General features: G+C 75.1%; 13 protein-coding genes. 10 read left to right on the top strand and 3 right to left on the bottom strand.

Going from position 1 to position 17996, the window contains the following annotated elements:
* Positions 1-237 precede the first annotated feature (237 nt).
* On the bottom strand, positions 238-1158 hold the full coding sequence (locus tag ACFY2K_RS18210; protein ID WP_380644810.1) for a TetR family transcriptional regulator: 921 nt from the start codon (positions 1156-1158) through the stop codon (positions 238-240).
* Positions 1159-1415: 257 nt separating this feature from the next.
* Positions 1416-3191 (bottom strand): 3-hydroxyacyl-CoA dehydrogenase family protein, encoded by a 1776-nt coding sequence (locus tag ACFY2K_RS18205; RefSeq protein WP_380527980.1) that lies wholly within the window; start codon positions 3189-3191, stop codon positions 1416-1418.
* Positions 3192-3736: 545 nt separating this feature from the next.
* Between ACFY2K_RS18205 and ACFY2K_RS18200 the strand changes: the two genes are divergently transcribed.
* From ACFY2K_RS18200 to ACFY2K_RS18190, 3 genes are all read left to right on the top strand, one after another.
* A complete protein-coding gene (locus tag ACFY2K_RS18200) occupies positions 3737-5176 on the top strand; it encodes a glutamine synthetase (RefSeq protein WP_375893987.1) in 1440 nt (479 codons plus the stop codon).
* An 85-nt stretch (positions 5177-5261) separates the two neighbouring features.
* On the top strand, positions 5262-6389 hold the full coding sequence (locus ACFY2K_RS18195; protein WP_380528017.1) for an amidohydrolase family protein: 1128 nt from the start codon (positions 5262-5264) through the stop codon (positions 6387-6389).
* Between the two features lie 247 nt (positions 6390-6636).
* Positions 6637-8127, top strand: coding sequence for a S8 family serine peptidase (locus ACFY2K_RS18190; protein ID WP_380527974.1), 1491 nt, complete (start codon positions 6637-6639; stop codon positions 8125-8127).
* A gap of 148 nt (positions 8128-8275) precedes the next feature.
* Here the strand turns inward: ACFY2K_RS18190 and ACFY2K_RS18185 are convergent, their stop codons facing one another.
* Complete coding sequence (locus tag ACFY2K_RS18185; RefSeq protein ID WP_387712441.1) at positions 8276-9178, bottom strand: HipA family kinase; 903 nt, start codon at positions 9176-9178, stop codon at positions 8276-8278.
* A 90-nt stretch (positions 9179-9268) separates the two neighbouring features.
* Between ACFY2K_RS18185 and ACFY2K_RS18180 the strand changes: the two genes are divergently transcribed.
* The 7 genes from ACFY2K_RS18180 (at position 9269) to ACFY2K_RS18150 (ending at position 17979) form a co-directional block, all read left to right on the top strand.
* On the top strand, positions 9269-9709 hold the full coding sequence (locus ACFY2K_RS18180) for an SRPBCC family protein (RefSeq protein ID WP_387712438.1): 441 nt from the start codon (positions 9269-9271) through the stop codon (positions 9707-9709).
* Positions 9710-9865: 156 nt separating this feature from the next.
* Entirely contained in the window at positions 9866-11020 is a 1155-nt protein-coding gene (locus tag ACFY2K_RS18175; protein WP_380591767.1) for a glycosyltransferase, read from the top strand.
* 393 nt (positions 11021-11413) lie between these two features.
* Entirely contained in the window at positions 11414-12937 is a 1524-nt protein-coding gene (locus ACFY2K_RS18170; RefSeq protein WP_375893972.1) for a sugar transferase, read from the top strand.
* A 6-nt stretch (positions 12938-12943) separates the two neighbouring features.
* Positions 12944-14260: an O-antigen ligase family protein gene (locus tag ACFY2K_RS18165; protein ID WP_387712435.1), complete on the top strand. Its 1317-nt coding sequence runs from the start codon at positions 12944-12946 to the stop codon at positions 14258-14260.
* Positions 14257-16026 carry a lipid II flippase MurJ gene (locus ACFY2K_RS18160; RefSeq protein WP_387712433.1) on the top strand — a complete coding sequence of 590 codons (1770 nt, stop codon included), beginning with the start codon at positions 14257-14259 and terminating at the stop codon, positions 16024-16026. Before ACFY2K_RS18165 ends, ACFY2K_RS18160 begins: the two co-directional genes overlap by 4 nt.
* Positions 16016-16867, top strand: a complete 852-nt coding sequence (locus ACFY2K_RS18155) for a polysaccharide deacetylase family protein (protein WP_375893967.1) — start codon at positions 16016-16018, stop codon at positions 16865-16867. The genes ACFY2K_RS18160 and ACFY2K_RS18155 overlap by 11 nt, the downstream gene beginning before the upstream one ends.
* Positions 16864-17979, top strand: coding sequence for a glycosyltransferase (locus tag ACFY2K_RS18150; protein WP_375893964.1), 1116 nt, complete (start codon positions 16864-16866; stop codon positions 17977-17979). Before ACFY2K_RS18155 ends, ACFY2K_RS18150 begins: the two co-directional genes overlap by 4 nt.
* Positions 17980-17996 lie beyond the last annotated feature (17 nt).

The raw sequence follows: 17996 nt of genomic DNA, 5'->3' as shown, positions 1-17996 counted from the left end.
TCTGCTCCCGGGGTGTGGGAACGCCGGACGACGGCGCGCCGAGGTGGGGAGCCGCGGCGCCGCGACTGGTGAGTAACAAGGTAGTGGCACCCTGTGCCACTCGTAAAGACACCGGGTGTCAGGAATTCCGACACTCCGGAAGGGTGCGGAACGCGCGTAGTGCGGGTACGCCGAGGGCCCGTACCGATACCTCGGTACGGGCCCTCGCTGCGCCTCTGACCTGCGGTTATTGTCGCCTCAGTGGCCCCGGGCGCCACTCAGTGCGGCCCGGATGCTGTCCACCACGACCTCCAGCGGAGCGTCCGTGCGGGCGACTGTGATGAGCACCTCACCTCCGGGACTGGCACTCAGTGCGCTCTCCGCCACCCCGTCCTCTGGCATCCCACTGGCACCCGGTGCCACCAAGGAGCCCCGGCGTCTGGCACCCGGGGCACTGGCCGCCCAGAAGGTCCGCCGGATCACCTCGAAGGAGTGGTCCAGCTGCGCCTCGACGTCGCCCCGGCCGCCGGCCCGCAGCCAGCGCCGCAGCACGTGGTTGTGCGCCGCCACGACCGCCGCCGCCGACACCTCGGCCAGCATCGGGTCGTCCTCGCCGCCGCGCTGCCAGCCCGACGGAATGGACTCCCCGGTGTCGAAACGGCCCAGCAGGTAGCGGGTGAACAGCCGCTCGTACCGGGCCACCACGGCGATCTCGCGCTCGCGCAGCGCCGGGACCTGACGGATCAGCTGGTACCGCGCGACCGACACCCCCGGGGTGGAGGCGTACATCCGCAGCACCTCCTTGATGCCGCGGCACACCACGTCCAGCGGGTGCTCCTCCGGCTCGGCGCTGGCCAGCAGGTCGGCCACCCGCACCAGGGTGTCGTCGTGGTCGGGGAAGATCGCCTCCTCCTTCGACCGGAAGTACCGGAAGAAGGTGCGCCGGGCGACCCCGGCGGCCGCGGCGATCTGGTCGACCGTCGTCTCCTCGTAGCCCTGCGAGGCGAACAGCTCCATCGCGGCCGCGGCCAGGTCCTGGCGCATCTGCTGGCGCTGCGCCGCCGCCCGGCGGCTGCCCGGCCCGGCCTCCGACCCGGTGCCCCCGGACGGGCCGGCCGTCCGTTCGGTGCCGCGCGGTCCGGCGGTGTGCTGAGGGGTGGCTGACTGAACCCGATCCATGTCCGGAACGCTACACGGCCCGGTCGGCGGGGCCGCGGCCCTTCCCCGGCGCACCGGCGTGACCGGGCCGGTCACGGCCGGTCTGGGCCAGCGCGCGGACACCGCCCCCGGGGTCCAGGCGGGGTGGCCGGCCGCCCCGGAGCCGTGCGGCGCGGCACCGTTGCCGTAGGCCGCGCCGTTGCCCGGGGGCGGGGCGCCGGGGCCGTACGGCGCCGCTCCCGCGTCCGGCAGCCGGTCGCCCCCGGCCCGTGACGCGGTCACCGGCGCGCGTGGTCGCGGAAGCCGCGGCCGGTCTTGCGGCCCAGGCAGCCGGCCGCGACCAGGTGCTCCAGCAGTGGCGCCGCGGCCAGGCCGGGCTCGCGGAACTCCTGGTGCAGCACCTGCTCGATGGTCAGCGAGACGTCCAGGCCGACCACGTCCAGCAGCTCGAACGGGCCCATCGGGTAGCCGCAGCCCAGCTTCATCGCGGTGTCGATGTCGTCCACCGTCGCGTAGTGCTCCTGGAGCATCCGCACCGCGTCGTTCAGGTACGGGAACAGCAGGGCGTTGACGATGAAGCCGGCCCGGTCGCCGCACTCCACCGGGTGCTTGCGCACCTTCGCGGTCAGCTCCAGCACCGTCGCCGTGACGTCCGGGGCGGTCAGCACGGTGGAGACCACCTCGACCAGCTTCATGGCCGGCGCCGGGTTGAAGAAGTGCATGCCGATCACGTCCTGCGGCCGCGAGGTGGCGGTCGCGCAGCTGATCACCGGCAGCGAGGAGGTGGTGGTGGCGAGCACCGCGCCCGGACGGACGATCTTGTCCAGGGTCGCGAACAGCTCCCGCTTGACCTCCAGGTCCTCGGCGACCGCCTCGACCACCAGGTCCACCTCGGCCAGCTCGGCGTACCGGCCGACCGGGGTGACCAGCGCCAGCGCGGCGTCCCGCTGCTCCGCGCTCAGCCGGCCCTTGGCGACCGAGCGCTCCAGCGACCTCGCCAGCTGCGCCTTGGCCCGCTCGGCCTTCTCCTGGCTGCGGGCGGCCAGCAGCACCGGGTGCCCGGCCTTGGCGAACACCTCGGCGATGCCGGTGGCCATCGTGCCCGAGCCGCAGACGCCGACGGTGCGCACCTCGCGGCCCGCCACCTTCGGCTGCGCCGGGCCGGTGGCCGCGTCCACGGCCCTGGAGGAGCCCGGCGCCTCGTAGGTGTAGAAGCCGCGCCCGGACTTGCGGCCCAGCAGCCCGGCCGAGACCAGCTGGCCGAGGATCGGCGCGGGCGCGTGCAGCCGGTCCCGGGACTGCTCGTACATCGCCTCCAGCACCGTCCGGGCGGTGTCCACGCCGATCAGGTCGAGCAGCGCCAGCGGGCCCATCGGCAGGCCGCAGCCGAGCCGCATCGCGGCGTCGATGTCCTCCCGGGAGGCGTACTTGGACTCGTACATCGAGGCGGCCTGGTTCAGGTACGCGAAGAGCAGGCCGTTCACCACGAAGCCGGCCCGGTCGCCCGCCGCCACCGGCTCCTTGCCCAGGTCGCGGGCGAAGGCGGCGGCGTCCTCGGCGGTCTGCGGGGAGGTCAGCACGGTGCGCACCACCTCGACCAGCTTCATGGTGTGCACCGGGTTGAAGAAGTGCAGGCCGAGCACCCGCTCCGGACGGGCCGTCGCGGCGGCGATCCGGGTCACCGACAGGGCGGTGGTGCCGGTGGCCAGCACCGTGCCCTCCGGGCAGATCCGGTCCAGCTCGGCGAAGACCTCCCGCTTCAACTCCAGCTGCTCGGGGACCTCCTCGATCACCAGGTCCGCCTCCGCGGCGGCGGTCAGCGCGTGCCCGACCGAGATCCGGGCCAGCAGCGCGGTGCGCTCCCCGGCGGTGATCCGCTCCCGGTCGACCGCGTGCGCGGTCGCCTCCTCGATCCGGGCCAGCGCCCGGGCGGCCGAGTCCTCGGAGGCCTCGATGCCGATCACCCGGCGGCCGCTCCTGGCGACCGCCACCGCGACTCCGGCACCCATCGTGCCGAGGCCGACGACGGCCACGGTGGGGAAGGGACGCTCCATCAGTCCTGACTCCTATGTCATGAAGGGCCCGCGCGCGCTCCGGCGGGCGGGCCGCCGCGCCCGTCGACGAGGACGGGGGCGGCCGGCGCCGGAGGAGGGTTCGCGCGCGGGGGCTTGGGGAGATGACGGGGTTCCGGCAGGCCCGGGCAGCGGCCGGTCCGCTCCGGCCGAACTGCGGGGTGTGCCGTGGTGCTCAGGCGCTCGAAGGTGAAGGAAGCGGCACTGATACGAGGAGAGACCCGGCCCGCCGCGGTCCGCGGCACCGGCCGGTGAAGGCGCACCGCGCGGGCGCCGCAGACACGACGACCGCGACCTCCCGTCGGTGCGGCTCCCGAAGCCCGACGGTGGTGCGTCCGGCCACTGTAGCGAAGCTACTCGCGAGTAGGAAGAGGGCGTCGGCGGAAAACCGTCCGGCTCCGGCCCGGCACGGCGGCGGATCGGACCCGAACGACCTTTCCCGAACGGGTGAAGAGGCGGACGGGCGTCCGTTCGTTCCACCCGATAGGGGAGTTACCGGCCCCCGGTCCGCGGGGCAGCATGGCGGCATGAGCACCGTCACCGCCGCCCAGGCCGCCGACCCCGTCGGGCCGCTCGGCCCCGGCGCCCTCGCGGCCGCCGTCGCGCTGCCCCCGCGGGCCGAGCGCGCCGAGCGGGCCGAGCGCGCCGTCGACCGGCTGCGCACCGCCGCCGTCGAGGCGGTCGCCGTGACGTGGGTGGACAACGCGGGCATCGCCCGGGTCAAGGGTGTGCCGCTCGACGGCCTGGTGCACGCGGCCCAGTGGGGCGTCGGCGCGGCGCCCTGCTTCGACGTGTTCCTCGCCGACGACACCATCACCACCAGCCCGCTGATCGGCGGCCCCACCGGGGACTTGAGGCTCTACCCCGACCTCGACCGGATCGTCCCGCTGGCCGCCCAGCCCGGCTGGGCCTGGGCCCCGGCGGACCGCCACACCCAGGCCGGCGCCCCGCACCCCGGCTGCCAGCGCCTGTTCGCCCGCCGGGCGGAGGCCGCGGCCTCCGCCCGCGGGTTGAGCCTCAAGGCTGGCATCGAGGTCGAGTGGGTGGTCGCCCTGGCGGGGGCCCCGCAGGAGCCGCCGCAGTACCCCACGCACGGCCCCGCGTACGGCATGCACCGGCTCACCGACCTCTCCGACTACCTGCGGGACGTCCTGCGCGCCCTTCGCGCCCAGGGCCTGGGCGTGCTGCAGATCCACCCCGAGTACTCCCCGGGCCAGTTCGAGGTCTCGGTCGCCCCCGAGGGCCCGGTCGGCGCCGCCGACACCTCCGTCCTGGTCCGGCACACCGTCCGCGCCGTCTCCGCCCGGCACGGCCTGCGGGCCTCCTTCGCCCCCGTGGTCGAGGCCGACGGGGTCGGCAACGGCGGCCACCTCCACCTCAGCCTCTGGCGGGACGGCCGCAACCTCGGGCACGGCGGCGCCGGCCCGCACGGGCTGACGGCCGAGGCCGAGGGCTTCCTCGCCGGGGTGCTCCGGGCGCTGCCCGAACTCCTGGTGCTGGGCTGCTCCAGCCCCGCCGGGTACCTGCGGCTGGTGCCCCGGCACTGGGCCGGGGCGTACCAGTGCTGGGGCCTGGAGAACCGGGAGGCCGCGCTGCGCCTGGTCACCGGCTCCACCGGGGAGCGCGCCGCCGCCGCGAACGCCGAGGTCAAGTGCTTCGACGCGAGCGCCAACCCGTACCTCGCGGTCGGCGCGGTGATCGCCGCCGGCCTCGCCGGCCTGGACGAACGCCGGGCCCTGCCACCGGAGTTCACCGGCGATCCGGCCGCCGCCGAGCCGGGCACGGTGCCCCGGCTGCCGCAGGGCCCGGCCGAGGCGCTCGCCGCGTACGAGCGCTCGGCGGTGCTGCGCGAGGCGCTCGGCGAGCCGCTGCACCAGGCGGTGGCGGCGGTGCGCCGGGCCGAGGCCGAGCAGTACGCGGCCGTCGGCGCGGAGGAGTTGATCGCGGCGACGCGCTGGCGGTACTGAGGTGGCCCGGTCGGGGGCCGCGGAAGGGCGGCTCGGGGCCCTGGAGGTCGGGGCGCCGGGGGTCGGGGCCCTGGACGTCGGGGCCCTGGACGTCGGGGGCCTGGAGATCGGGGCCCTGGTCGACCACCACTGCCACAGCGTGGTGGCGGCCGAGCTCGCCGACGACGCCCTGGCCGGACTGCTCACCGAGTCCGACCGACCGCCCGCGCCCGGCTGCTCGCCCTTCGACAGCGCGATCGGCCTCGCCGTCCGGCGGTGGTGCCCGCCCGTGCTCGGCCTGCCGGCGCACGCCCCGGCCGCCGACTACCTGGCCCGGCGGCGCGAGTTGGGCGCGGCGGAGGCCACCCGCCGGCTGCTCGCGGCCGCCGGACTGGACACCTGCCTGGTGGACACCGGGCTGACCGCCGCCGCGGGCCGCGCGCTGCTGCCGCTGCCCGAACTCGCCGAGGCCACCGGGGCGGTGGTGCGCGAGGTGGTCCGGCTGGAGTCGGTGGCCGAGCGGGTGCCGGGCGGCGCGGCGGACTGGCCGCGGGCCGTCGGCGAGGCCCTGGCGCGGGCCGCCGCCGGTGCCGTCGCGGTCAAGTCGGTGGTCGCCTACCGGCACGGCCTGGCCGTCCCCGCCGAGCGGCCCGCCCGCCCGGCCGTGGTGGCCGCCGCCGGCGCCCGGCTGCGCGCCGGGGGCGGGCGGCTGACCGATCCGGTCCTGCTGCACCACCTGCTCTGGACGGCCGTGGACGTCTGCGCCGAGCTGCGCCTGCCCCTCCAGCTCCACACCGGTTTCGGCGATCCCGACCTCACCCTGCACCACGCCGACCCGTCCCTGCTGACCGACTTCGTCCGCGCCGCCGAGCCCAGCGGCGTCCCGCTGGTGCTGCTGCACGGCTATCCGTACCACCGGCAGGCCGGCTGGCTGGCCCAGGCCTTTCCGACGGTGTACGCCGATCTGGGGCTGACTGCCTCCTACACCGGGCCGCGGGTGGCGGCGGTGCTCGGCGAGATGTCGGAACTGGTGCCGTTCGGAAAACTGTTGTTCTCCACCGACGCCTACGGACTTCCCGAACTGTTCTCGGTGGGCGCCGCACAGTTCCGGCACGGACTGGGCATGCTCCTCGCCGACTGGCGGGCGGACGGCGCCTGTTCGGCCGCGGACGCGCAGCGTGTGGCCCGACTGGTCGCGGCCGACAACGCGCGCCGCCTGTACGCGCTCGGCTGAGCGCCCGGCTGTGTTTTCGCGCACATGCCAAACCGGCCCAGTCGTCGACGAACCATCACTTTTTAACAATCTTGAACCCTGTTCCGCCTGTTGACCGGTGGAGCGCGAACCTCCGTTGTTGGTCTAGATGTGACGATTAGATGACTACCTCTTGCGCTTATCAGCGAATATTCATTAACGTCCCGGTCATCCCAGCGCACCTGCCACACCGCAGCTGCCGGATGACGACTCGGGAGGGCCAACCCCAATGAGAGTTCCTCGGATCAGCCGGACCCGCTACGCGGCTGTGGGCCTGGTGCTCGCGACCGCCGGAGCTCTCGCGCTCCCGGCCGGCACCGCCGTCGCGGCGCCCACCGGCGACTCGACGACCGGTCCGCTGCTCAGCTACGTCGTCAACACCAAGGCCAACCACGGCCAGGTGCAGAAGGTGGAGAAGGCCGTCACCGCCCTCGGCGGCACGGTGGTCCAGTCGTACGACCAGGTCGGCGTCATCGTCGCCCGCTCCAACGACACCAAGTTCGCGGAGAAGCTGCGTCTGGCCAAGGGCGTCGACTCGGTCGGCGCCAGCCGCACCAAGGGCATCCTCGCCGCCGACCAGACCAAGGCCGAGGTCGCCGCCGAGCCGACCGGTGCCGCCGCCGCCGCGAACGGCCAGGAGCCGTACGAGCCCAACCAGTGGGACATGCGCCAGATCGGCGTCGACAAGGCGCACAAGATCTCGCTGGGCAGCCGCAACGTCACCGTCGGCGTGCTGGACTCCGGCATCGACGCCACCCACGAGGACCTGGCCGCCAACGTGGACGCCTCGCAGTCGGTCTCCTGCATCGACGGCAGGACGAACACCGACTGGAAGGCGTGGCAGCCGACCACCAGCGACCACGGCACCCACGTCGCCGGCACGATCGCCGCCGCCAAGAACGGCAAGGGCATCGTCGGCATCGCCCCGAACGTCAAGCTGGCCGCGGTCAAGGTCGTCGACGACGGTGGCTTCATCTACCCGGAGAACGCGGTCTGCGGCTTCGTCTGGGCCGGCGAGCACGGCTTCAAGGTGACGAACAACAGCTACTACGTCGACCCGTGGATGTTCAACTGCCCGAACGACAAGGACCAGGCCGCGATCTCGGACGCCGTCCGCAAGGCCGTCGCCTTCTCGCAGCGCAAGGGCGTCCTGAACGTCGCCGCCGCCGGTAACGAGAACATCGACCTGGCGCACAAGACCACCGACGTCTCCAGCCCGGACGACACCAAGCCCGGCACCCGCCCGGTCACCAACGACTGCCTGTCGCTGCCGACCGAGCTGCCCGGCGTGATCGCGGTCTCCGCGGTCGGCGTCAACGGCGACAAGTCGTACTACTCCAGCTACGGCAAGGGCGTCGTCACCGTCGCCGCGCCGGGTGGTGACGCCCGCTACCAGATCCCGGACACCCCGGACAAGAACGGTCGCATCCTGTCGACCATCCCGGGCAACAAGTACGGGTACATGCAGGGCACCTCGATGGCCACCCCGCACGTCACCGGCGTGGTCGCGCTGCTCGCCAGCACCTTCCCGTGGGCCAGCCCGGACGAGCTCACCGAGCTGCTGACCAACCAGGCCGAGTCCCACGCCTGCCCGACCGGTGTCTACAACCCGGGCAACACGGGCCAGTTCAAGGCCACCTGCGAGGGCGGCGCGGACGACAACGGCTTCTACGGCGCGGGCATCATCAACGCCGAGAAGGCGGTCCAGTGGTGGCGCTGACGCGCTGACCACCCGGCGCTGAACACCGAGCGCTGACCACCGAACGCCGAGCTGGGGGGCGGGGCCACGGGCCCCGCCCCCCAGCGGCGTTCCGGCCCCGCGCGCACCCGGCGTTCCGGCCCCACGCGCACCAGGCGTTCCGGCCGGGCTACTCCCCGGCCTCGACGTGGTGCTCCCAGACCGTCTCCACCGACGGCTTGCCGTGCAGGTCCGGCACCTCCTGCAGCCAGGCCGGCCGCCCGGCCCGGGTGCGGGCCGCGCGGCGCTGCTCCGCCTCGCGCAGCTGCGCGGGCGTGGCGAAGCCCTCCGGCAGCCACTGCGGGGAGAGCACCGCCCGGGCGGCCAGGTGGGTGACGTACGCGTGCCGGACGGCGTCCACCGAGTCGAAGCCGGGCTCGTCGGCCAGCCACTCGTCCGGGACCAGTGCCACCACCTGCTCCAGCAGGTCGACGGTGACCAGCGGCCCGAGGTCCTCGTCGGCCAGCCGGACGTCCGGGGCGCAGGCGCCCAGCGCGTGCGCGCTGAGGTCGTACCGCTTGCCGACGGACGCCCCGGCGGTGGCCCAGCGGTGGTGGAAGATCAGTGCGGCGCCGTTGTCGATCAGCCAGAGCCGCTGGTGCCAGACCATCAGGTTGGGGTTGTGCACGGTGCGGTCGACGTTGCCGGTGAGCGCGTCCAGCCAGACCACCCGCCCCGCCTCTGTGGAGTCCACCGGGATCGCCCCGGGCCGGTAGTCGGCGGCCCCGGGCAGCAGGTCCATCCCGAGGTTGAGCCCGGCGCTGGCCTTGAGCAGGTCCTGGATCTCGGTGTCCGGTTCGTCGGCGGCCACCGCCGGATCGAAGTCCACCAGCCGCAGCTCCGGCACCCGCAGTCCGAGCCGCCGGGCCAGCTCGCCGACGATCACCTCGGCCACCAGTGCCTTGCGGCCCTGGGCGGCGCCGGTGAACTTGACCACGTACGTTCCCAGGTCGTCGGTCTCCACGACGCCCGGCACCGAGCCCCCGGCCCGCAGCGGGTCCACGTAGCGCAGCGCAGTCACCAGATCGAGCACACCCGCCACCCTATCCCGCCGTGCCACGTGATTGGCTTGCCGCTGAGACCGGTACGCAGAGCGGTACCCACCACACGAGGAGAGCAAGGCATGGGACAGGTGCAGGCCACCACCGAGCGGATCTACGACGCCGCGCCCGAGCGGGTGTACGAGGCGCTGGCCGACTACCAGGTGACCCGTGCGAAGCTGCTGCCCGCGCAGTACAGCGAGTACGAGGTCCGGGTCGGCGGTACCGGCGCCGGCACCCAGGTGCACTGGAAGCTGCAGGCCACCGAGAAGCGGGTGCGCGACTGCCTGTTCACCGTCTCGTCGCCGCAGCCGGACCAGCTGGTGGAGAAGGACGCCAACTCCAGCATGGTGATCACCTGGACCGTCGCGGCCGCCGGCGAGGGCCGCACCAAGGTCACCGTCACCGCCACCTGGCAGGGCGCCACCGGCATCGGCGGCTTCTTCGAGCGCACCTTCGCCCCCAAGGGCCTGAACCGGATCCACGACCAGGTGCTGGCCAACCTGGCCGCCGAGGTGCGCTGACCCGGGGTTCCCGCCCGACCCGGGGGAATCGCCCGGAGTTTCGAGCGGCTCGTCCGCCCGTACGAGCCGAAAGCCGTACGGGTGGACGGCCCACCACCTGCGGGTGACGGGGGCCGCCCCGCACGGGGGAGCCATCCTAGGCTCGCCGCCGTGCATATGACGATCCTTCACATTTCACAGCCGGTGGACGGCGGAGTCGCCCGCGTCGTCGTCGATCTGGTCCGGGGGCAGCGCGAGGCCGGGCACCGGGTGCTGGTCGCCTGCCCGCGCGGCGGGCGGCTGGCCGAGGAGGCCGCCGCGGTCGGCGCGCTGGTCCAGGACTGGCCCGCGGACCGCTCGCCCGGCCCGGGCACCGCCGCCGAGGCCTGGCGGCTGCGCCGGATCGTCCGGGCCGCCGGACCGGACGTGGTCCACCTGCACAGTGCCAAGGCCGGGCTGGCCGGCCGGCTGGCCGTGCGCGGCGCGGTGCCGACCGTCTTCCAGCCGCACGCCTGGTCCTTCGCCGCCGTGGACGGCGCGATGGCCGCCGCGACCCTGCGCTGGGAGCGCTTCGCGAGCCGCTGGGCGCACCGGCTGCTGTGCGTCAGCGTCCAGGAGCGGGCCGACGGCGTGGCCGCGGGGGTGCACGCCGACTGGGCGGTGGTGCCCAACGGCGTCGACGTCCGCCACTACGCGCCGGCCGACCGCCGGGCCGCCCGGATCGCGCTCGGGCTGGACCTGGACGCCCCGCTCGCGGTCTGCGTCGGGCGGCTGTGCCGGCAGAAGGGCCAGGACGTGCTGCTGGCCGCCTGGCCGGAGGTGCTGCGCCGGGTGCCGCAGGCCCGGCTGGCGCTGGTCGGCGGCGGGCCGGACGAGCAGCGGCTGGCGGAGACGGTCCGGGAGTCGGCCGAGCCGTGCCGGGTCCGGCTGGTCGGGGACGTACCGGATCCGCGCCCGTGGCTGGCGGCGGCCGACCTGGTGGTGCTGCCCTCGCGCTGGGAGGGGATGGCGCTGGCGCCGCTGGAGGCGATGGCGGCGGCCCGGCCGGTGCTGCTGACGGACGTGCCGGGGGCCCGGGAGTGCCTGCCGCCGGCGGAGCGCACGCAGTCGGTGCTGCCGCCCGAGGACGCGGACGCGCTCGCCACCCGGATGGCCGAAGCGCTGTCCGACCCGATCGAGTGCGAGCGACGCGGTGCCCGGCTGCGCGAGCACGTGACGGCCCGGCACGACGTCCGCACGGTGGTCGAACAGGTGGACGTCCTGTACCGCCACCTGCTGGGGGCCGGACCGGCGGCCGGACGGCGCAGGACCCGTGTCCCAGAGCGGATCTGATCGTTTCACATGCCGTGAATCCCCGCCGTTCCGGCGCCGGCGCATTCGCACCCTCAACCGGAAATGGAAGAGGCGTTAAATCCGAAATACCTATTAATGGGCGGCTGGAATGAAACGGCAAGTCAACTTCCGGCGCACATGCCTTGGTTCGGTATTGTCGGATTTTGCCTGCTTCGTTTCGATTTCACCCCGGGAATTCCTGTCCGGGCCCTTCGCAGCCGCGTCCGTGGTGACCAGCCCTTCCGCGATCGGCCCCCTCGCCGGAGAACCGAAAGCCGCCAGCGATGGCAGGTGCTGTCAGGACCGCGCCCACCGGGCCGGGACGGCCGCCCCGTGCCGATCGGTGCCGGGGCACCGCCACCCCGGGCACACAGCAGGGGAGTTCGTGCGCTGATGACCATTGACCACGACAGCGTGCCGCGATCCGGAGGGCCCCTGTCCGGACCGCGGCTGCGCGGCACCGGGCTGCTCGACCGGCCGACCCGTACGGCGTACACCCGGGCGGTGGCGTCGCCCCGCCGGCACCGCCGGGCCTGCCGCTCCCGGCTCGCCCTGCCGCTCGCGCTGGTCCAGGTCGACGCGATCGCACTCTGCACCGGCACCGGCATCGCCAACCGCGCGATCGACCCGACCGCCCCGCTCGCCCCGCTGCTCGGCGCCGCCGCCGTCCTGCCCCTGCTCCTGCTGCTCAACCTGGCCGGCGGCCTCTACCGCACCCGGCTCACCCTGTCGGTCCTGGACGAACTCCCCGCCCTGGCCGTCCGCGCCGTGGTCGCCACCGCCTTCGCCGTCACCCTGGCCGGCTGCCTGGACGGGCGCTGGCCCGACTGCGGCCCGGCCACCCCGGCCCGGCTCACCGTCCTGCTCGGCGCCCAACTGCTGATCGCGGCCCTCGGCCGCGCCGTCCTCTACCACCTGGTCCGGCGGATCCGCCGCGGCCGCCCCGCCCCCGTCCTGGTGCTCGGCGCCGGCCGGCTCGGCCGCAAGGTCGCCGCCGCGCTCAGCCAGCACGGCGAGTACGGCATGCGCCCGGTCGGCTTCCTGGACGCCGACCCGCCGCTGCTGGCCGACGACACCGACCCGCCCGTGCTCGGCGGCCGCGAGGTGCTGGAGCGCGAGGTCCGCCGGCACCGGATCCACCACGTGATCGCCACCGCCGGCGCGGCCGACGAGGCCGAGACCGCCGCCGCCCTGCGCGACGCCGTCCGGCTCGGCTGCCAGGTCTGGCTGGTGCCCGCGCTGCGCGAGCACGGCTCGCTGCCCACCGCCCCGATCGCCGGCGGCGACCACCTCTGGGGCTTCCCCTGTCTGCGCCTCGGCAGCCCGGCCATGCGCCGCCCCGGCTGGGCCGCCAAGCGCGCCCTGGACGTCACCGCCGCCGGGTTCGGCCTGCTGCTGCTCGCCCCCGTCCTGGCCCTGTGCGCCCTCGCCGTCCGCTTCGACACCGGCCCCGGCGTGCTCTTCCGCCAGCAGCGCACCGGCCTGGACGGCCGAGTCTTCACCGTCCTCAAGTTCCGCACCCTGCGCCCCAGCAACGAGCACGAGTCGGCGACCCGCTGGAACATCTCCCAGGACCACCGGATGGGCGCCGTCGGCCGCCTGCTGCGCAAGAGCTCGCTGGACGAGCTGCCGCAGCTCTGGAACATCCTGCGCGGCGACATGAGCCTGGTCGGCCCGCGCCCCGAACGCCCCTACTTCGTCATGCGGTTCAGCCAGGCCTACCCCGAGTACGGCGACCGGCACCGCGTCCCGGTCGGCCTCACCGGCCTCGCCCAGGTCAACGGCCTGCGCGGGGACACCTCGATCGAGGAGCGGGCCCGCTTCGACAACCGCTACATCGAGAGCTGGAGCCTCTGGCAGGACGTCAAGATCCTGTGCCGCACGGCGGCCCTGATGCTCCACCCGGACGGGAGCTGACCCCGCGTGGCCCTGACCTTCCCGGCCCTTCCCCGGCCCGTCTTACGGCGGGCCCTGCCGGCCCTCGCGGACCGGTCCAGCCTGCTCGCCGCGGCCACCGTCCTGCTGGTGTGCGTGCCCGCGGGGGAGAAGGACGTCACCGCGGCCGTCCACGTCACCGCCGCCGACGTCGCCTCGCTCGCCCTGGTCGCCCTCACCGCGCTCAACCTGCTGCGCGGGCGCCTGCCCGCGATCAGCCGCACCACCTGCGCGCTGTTCGGCGGCATCGTGGTCGCCGCCGCCGTCGCCACCCTCGGCTCGATCGACCCGGCCACCAGCCTCACCGGCTTCGTCCGGCTCACCCAGGTGTTCGTCCTGGTGCCGGCCGCCGTGCTCTGCTCGCTGCGCGACCGCACCGACCAGCGGCTCGTCCTCGGCTCCTTCGTGCTGGCCGCGCTGATCCAGGGCGTGGTCGGGGCGAACCAGTACCTCACCCGCACCGGCGCCTCCTACACCGGCCAGCCGATCCGGGCCGTCGGCACCTTCGGCGCGCTGGACATCATGGCGATGTCCACCGTGGTCAGCTACGGCCTGCTCGCCGCCCTCGCCCTCGCCCTCGGCGAGCGCGCACCCGGCGGCGACGTACGGCTGCGCCGGGTGATGTTCGCCGCCGCCGCCTTCCTGGCCTTCCCGCTCGCCGTCTCGTTCAGCCGTGGCAGCTGGATCGCCACCGGCGCGGCCGTCACCGTGCTGCTGCTGCGCGCCGACGCCCGGCTGCTGGTGCGCAGCGCCGTGCTGGGCCTGGCCGCCGCGGTCGTCCTGATCGGCGGCCTCGGGCTCGGGGCCTCCGGCGTCACCGAGCGGCTCAGTTCGATCGGCTCCGTCTCCGCCGCACCCGACCAGTCCGTCTCCGACCGCTACGACCTGTGGGCCACCGCCGGGCGGATCTGGCAGGACCACCCCGTCCACGGCGCCGGGCCGAAGGCCTTCCCCAGGCTGCGCGACAGCCACGCCCCGCTGCGGCTCTCCTCCGGCAGCGACGCGGCCGACTCCACCATCGGCTTCCAGCGCGAACCGCTGCTCTCCCCGCACAACATGTACTTCCTGGTGCTCAGCGAACAGGGCCTGATCGGCATCACCGCCTACGCCGCGCTCTTCCTCGGCCTGCTGCTCGGCTGCCTGCGGCGCCGCCACACGACCTCGCTCGCCGCGCTCGCGCTGCTCACCTGGGTGCTGGTCGACTTCCTGTACGCCGACATCGGCGGCACCACCACCGTGCTGACCTCCGTCGTCCTCGGCCTCGCGGCCCGCGCCGCCGTCCAGGAGCGGGCGATGCCCCGGTGACCACCGACCAGCCCGCGCTCGCCCCCGCCCTCCCGGCCCCGCGCAGCGCTCCCGCCGGGCCGCCCGCCGCCGCCGAGCCGCCCGCGGCCGGGCCGGAGCGGCCGCCCCGGGGCGGCTTCCTCGTCAAGGCCTTCGGCGTCACCGCCGTGCTCAGCGCCGCCGGCTCGGGCCTCGGCCTGCTGCGCGACCTCCTGCTGGCCCGCTACTTCGGCGCGAGCCAGGGCACCGACGCCTTCCTGGTCGCCTGGACCGTGCCCGAGACGGCCGCACCGCTGCTGATCGAGGACGCCATGTCCTTCCTGATGGTGCCCGCCTTCGCCCTCGCCCTGGTGCTGCGCGAGGAGGACCCGGACGCCCCCGACCCGGTCCGCCAGCTGGTCCGCGCCACCCTGCCCTGGCTGCTGCTGGCCCTCAGCGGGCTCGCCCTGGCCGCCGCCCTCGGCGCCCCCCAGCTGGTGGAGCTGCTCGCCCCCGGCCTGCCCGACCCGGGCCTGGCCGTCGCCTGCACCCGGATCACCGCGATCACCGTGCTGCCCTTCGGCGTGGCCGGCTACCTGGCCGCCGCGCTGCGCGCCCACCACAGCTTCACCGCCCCCGCGGGCATCTACGTCGCCTACAACCTCGGCATCCTGGCCCTGCTGTTCGGCTTCCACGGCGTCCTCGGGGTCCGCTCCGCCGCCCTCGGCGTGGCGCTCGGCAGCCTGCTGATGGCCGTCCTGCTGGTCGGCCCGTTCCTGCGGCACCTGCGGACCGGGCCGGCCGCGGCCGGCCGCACCCGGCGCAGCCGCAACGCGCTGGTGCTGATGCCGCTGGCCCTGCTGCCGGTGGCCGCCTTCACGCTGACCCGGCAGTCCCAGGTCTTCGTCGAGCGCTACCTCGGCTCGGCGCTGCCGCCCGGCACCATCTCGCACCTCAACTACGCCGCCAAGGTCTCCCAACTCGCCATGACGGCGGGCATCCTGATCTGCACCGTCACCTTCCCGCTGGTCGCCCGGGCACTCGCGGCGGGGGACCTCACCGCGGCCCGCGACCGGGTCGAGAAGGACCTCGGGCAGGCCGCCGCGGTCGTGCTGCTCGGCACCGCCTTCCTGATGGCCTGTGCCCCCTCGGCGGTCTCGCTGCTGTTCGAGCGCGGCGCCTTCGGCCCGGGGGACACCGCCGCCACCGCCGCCGTCATCCGGGTGTACAGCTTCGGCCTGCCCGCCCAGGCGCTGATCGGCGTGATGATCCGCCCGTACTTCTCGCTCCGCCCGGTGGTCCGCCGGGCCGACGACCCGCGCCGCGAGGACGGCGGGCGCCGGCTGCTGGACTGGTACCCGGTCGCCGCGATGCTGCTCGGCCTCGCGGTGACCGTCACCGTCGGCCTGCTCGCCACGCCCCGGTTCGGGGCGCTCGGCCTGGCCGCCGGCAACGCGAGCGGGATCACCGCCACCGCCGCGCTGCTGCTGCGCGGGCTGGTGCTGCGCGGCATCCCGCTGCGGCTGCGCCGGGTGCTCGGCGACCACGGCCGGCTGGTGCTGGCCGCCGCCGGGGGCGCCGTCGCGGGCGCCGCCGCCGCGAGCCTGTCGGCCGACCCGCTGCTCTCGACCCTCTCCGGTGGCCTGACCGTGGTGCTGGCCTTCGCCGCCCTCGGCACCGGGCTCCGGGCCCGCGAGGTGCGCGGTCCGGTGCTGGCCGCCGCCCGGGCCGTGGGGCTCGGGCCCGACCGGCGGGCCCTGAACCTGCCGACCGTCCCCGACGAAGGGAAGTCTCCCCATGGACGATGAGCGGGGATCCGTCCGTCCGGCCCTGGCGGGTGTCACCGACGCCCCGCCCGACCGGGCGCGACTGCCCAGAAGCCGCCGCCAGGCCGGCGGACCCGCCCTGCCCGGCTCCTCCTCGCCGTGGATCCTGATGTACCACTCGGTGGCGGTCGAGGAGGAGGACCCGTACCAACTCACCGTCAGCCCCGAGCGGTTCGCCGAGCAGATCGCCTGGCTGCACCGGCGCGGCCGGCGCGGCGTCTCGGTCCGCGAGCTGATGCGGGCCCGCGCCCAGGGGCAGGACGACAAGCTGGTCGGCCTGACCTTCGACGACGGCTACGCGGACTTCGCCCGGTACGCCGTCCCGATCCTCCAGGCGTACGGCTTCACCGCCACCGCGTACGTGGTCGCCGACCTGCTCGGCCAGGACAACGGCTGGGACACCGAGGGTCCGCGCAAGAAGCTGCTCACCGTCCAGGAGGTCACCGAACTCGCCTCCGCTGGCTGGGAGATCGGCTCGCACGGCCTCGGCCACCAGGCGCTGCCCGGGCTGCCCGCCGAGGTCCTCGGGGTGCAGACCCGGGAGAGCCGGCGCCTGCTGGAGGAGGTCGTCGGCGGTCCGGTCACCGGCTTCTGCTACCCGTACGGTGCCGTCGACCGGCCCGCCGCCGAGGCGGTGCGCGAGGCCGGCTACGACTACGCCTGCGCGATCGCCCACTCCCCGCTCACCGGCCGCTTCGCGCTGCCCCGCTGCTACGTCGGCGACCGGGACGGCGCCTGGCGGCTGCGCGCCAAGAAGGCCCGGCACCGGCTGCGCGACGCCGTCACCTCGCTCAAGCGCGGGCGGCGGGAGCGTCGGCCGTGAAGGTGCTGCACATCGTCACCGGGCTCGCCTCCGGCGGTGCCGAGCGCCAACTGCACCTGCTGCTGCGGCACCTGCCGCCGCACCAGCGCTGCGAGGTGCTCGCGCTGACCAACCCGGGCACGGTCGCGGACGCGCTGCGCGCCGACGGCGTGACCGTCCACCACCTCGGCATGCGCGGCAACCGGGACCTCGGGGCGCTGCCCCGGCTGGTGCGGGTGGTCCGGGCCGGCCGCTACGACCTGGTGCACACCCACCTCTACCGCGCCCAGCTGTACGGCCGGCTGGCCGCGCGGCTCGCCGGGGTGCGGGCGGTGGTGTCCACCGAGCACTCGCTGCACGCTGGGGTGATCGAGGGCCGCCCGGTCACCCGGGGCGTCAAGGGCCTCTACCTGGCCGCCGAACGGCTCGGCAGCACCACCGTGGCGGTGTCCCGGCAGGTCGCCCAGACCCTGCGCTCCTGGGGCGTCCCGCCGGCCCGGATCGAGCTGATCCCCAACGGCATCGACACCGCCGGCTACCGCCGGCCGCCCGCCGAGCGGGCCGCCGCCCGCCGCCGGATCCGGGCCGAACTCGGCCTGCCGGAGGGCGGTTGGGTGGTCGGCGGGGTCGGCCGGCTGGTGCCGGGCAAGCGCTTCGAGGTGCTGCTGGCGGCGCTCGCCGAACTCGACCCGGGGACCAGGCTGCTGCTGGTCGGCGAGGGCCCCGAGCGGGCCGGGCTGGAGCGCCGGGCGGCCGAACTCGGCGTCCGGGAGCGGCTGGTGCTCACCGGCGAGCGGGACGACGTGCCCGACCTGCTGGCCGCGATGGACGTGCTGGCGGCCCCCTCCACCGCGGAGACCTTCGGCCTGGGCGTACTGGAGGGCCTCGCGGCCGGGCTCCCGGTGCGGCACAGCGCCTGCCCGGCGCTGGACGAACTGCCGCCCAGCGCCGCCCCGCAGGCCCGCCGGATCCCCTCCGAGCCCGCCGCGTACGCCGCCGCCCTGCGCGACCTGCGGCAGCTGAGCGGCCACATCGCCGACCCGCTGCCGCACCCCCCGGCCGTCGGCCACTACGACATCGCCCGGGTCGCCGCCGACCTGGGCGCCCTCTACGACCGGCTGGCCCGCGCCTGAGCCGCCCGCCGCCGGAC

Origin of the sequence: Kitasatospora sp. NPDC001309, from assembly GCF_042896295.1 — a bacterium.
In the GTDB taxonomy this organism is placed as follows: domain Bacteria; phylum Actinomycetota; class Actinomycetes; order Streptomycetales; family Streptomycetaceae; genus Kitasatospora.
The sequence above is the reverse complement of the archived record's forward strand: the minus strand, read 5'-3'. Positions and strand labels throughout refer to the sequence as shown.

Bases quoted from the DNA above. Each gene is read 5' to 3' on its own strand.
- ACFY2K_RS18210 (WP_380644810.1), bottom strand. From the start codon at position 1,158: ATGGATCGGGTTCAGTCAGCCACCCCTCAGCACACCGCCGGACCGCGC.
- ACFY2K_RS18205 (WP_380527980.1), bottom strand. From the start codon at position 3,191: ATGGAGCGTCCCTTCCCCACCGTGGCCGTCGTCGGCCTCGGCACGATG.
- ACFY2K_RS18200 (WP_375893987.1), top strand. From the start codon at position 3,737: ATGAGCACCGTCACCGCCGCCCAGGCCGCCGACCCCGTCGGGCCGCTC.
- ACFY2K_RS18190 (WP_380527974.1), top strand. From the start codon at position 6,637: ATGAGAGTTCCTCGGATCAGCCGGACCCGCTACGCGGCTGTGGGCCTG.
- ACFY2K_RS18180 (WP_387712438.1), top strand. From the start codon at position 9,269: ATGGGACAGGTGCAGGCCACCACCGAGCGGATCTACGACGCCGCGCCC.
- ACFY2K_RS18175 (WP_380591767.1), top strand. From the start codon at position 9,866: ATGACGATCCTTCACATTTCACAGCCGGTGGACGGCGGAGTCGCCCGC.
- ACFY2K_RS18170 (WP_375893972.1), top strand. From the start codon at position 11,414: ATGACCATTGACCACGACAGCGTGCCGCGATCCGGAGGGCCCCTGTCC.
- ACFY2K_RS18155 (WP_375893967.1), top strand. From the start codon at position 16,016: ATGGACGATGAGCGGGGATCCGTCCGTCCGGCCCTGGCGGGTGTCACC.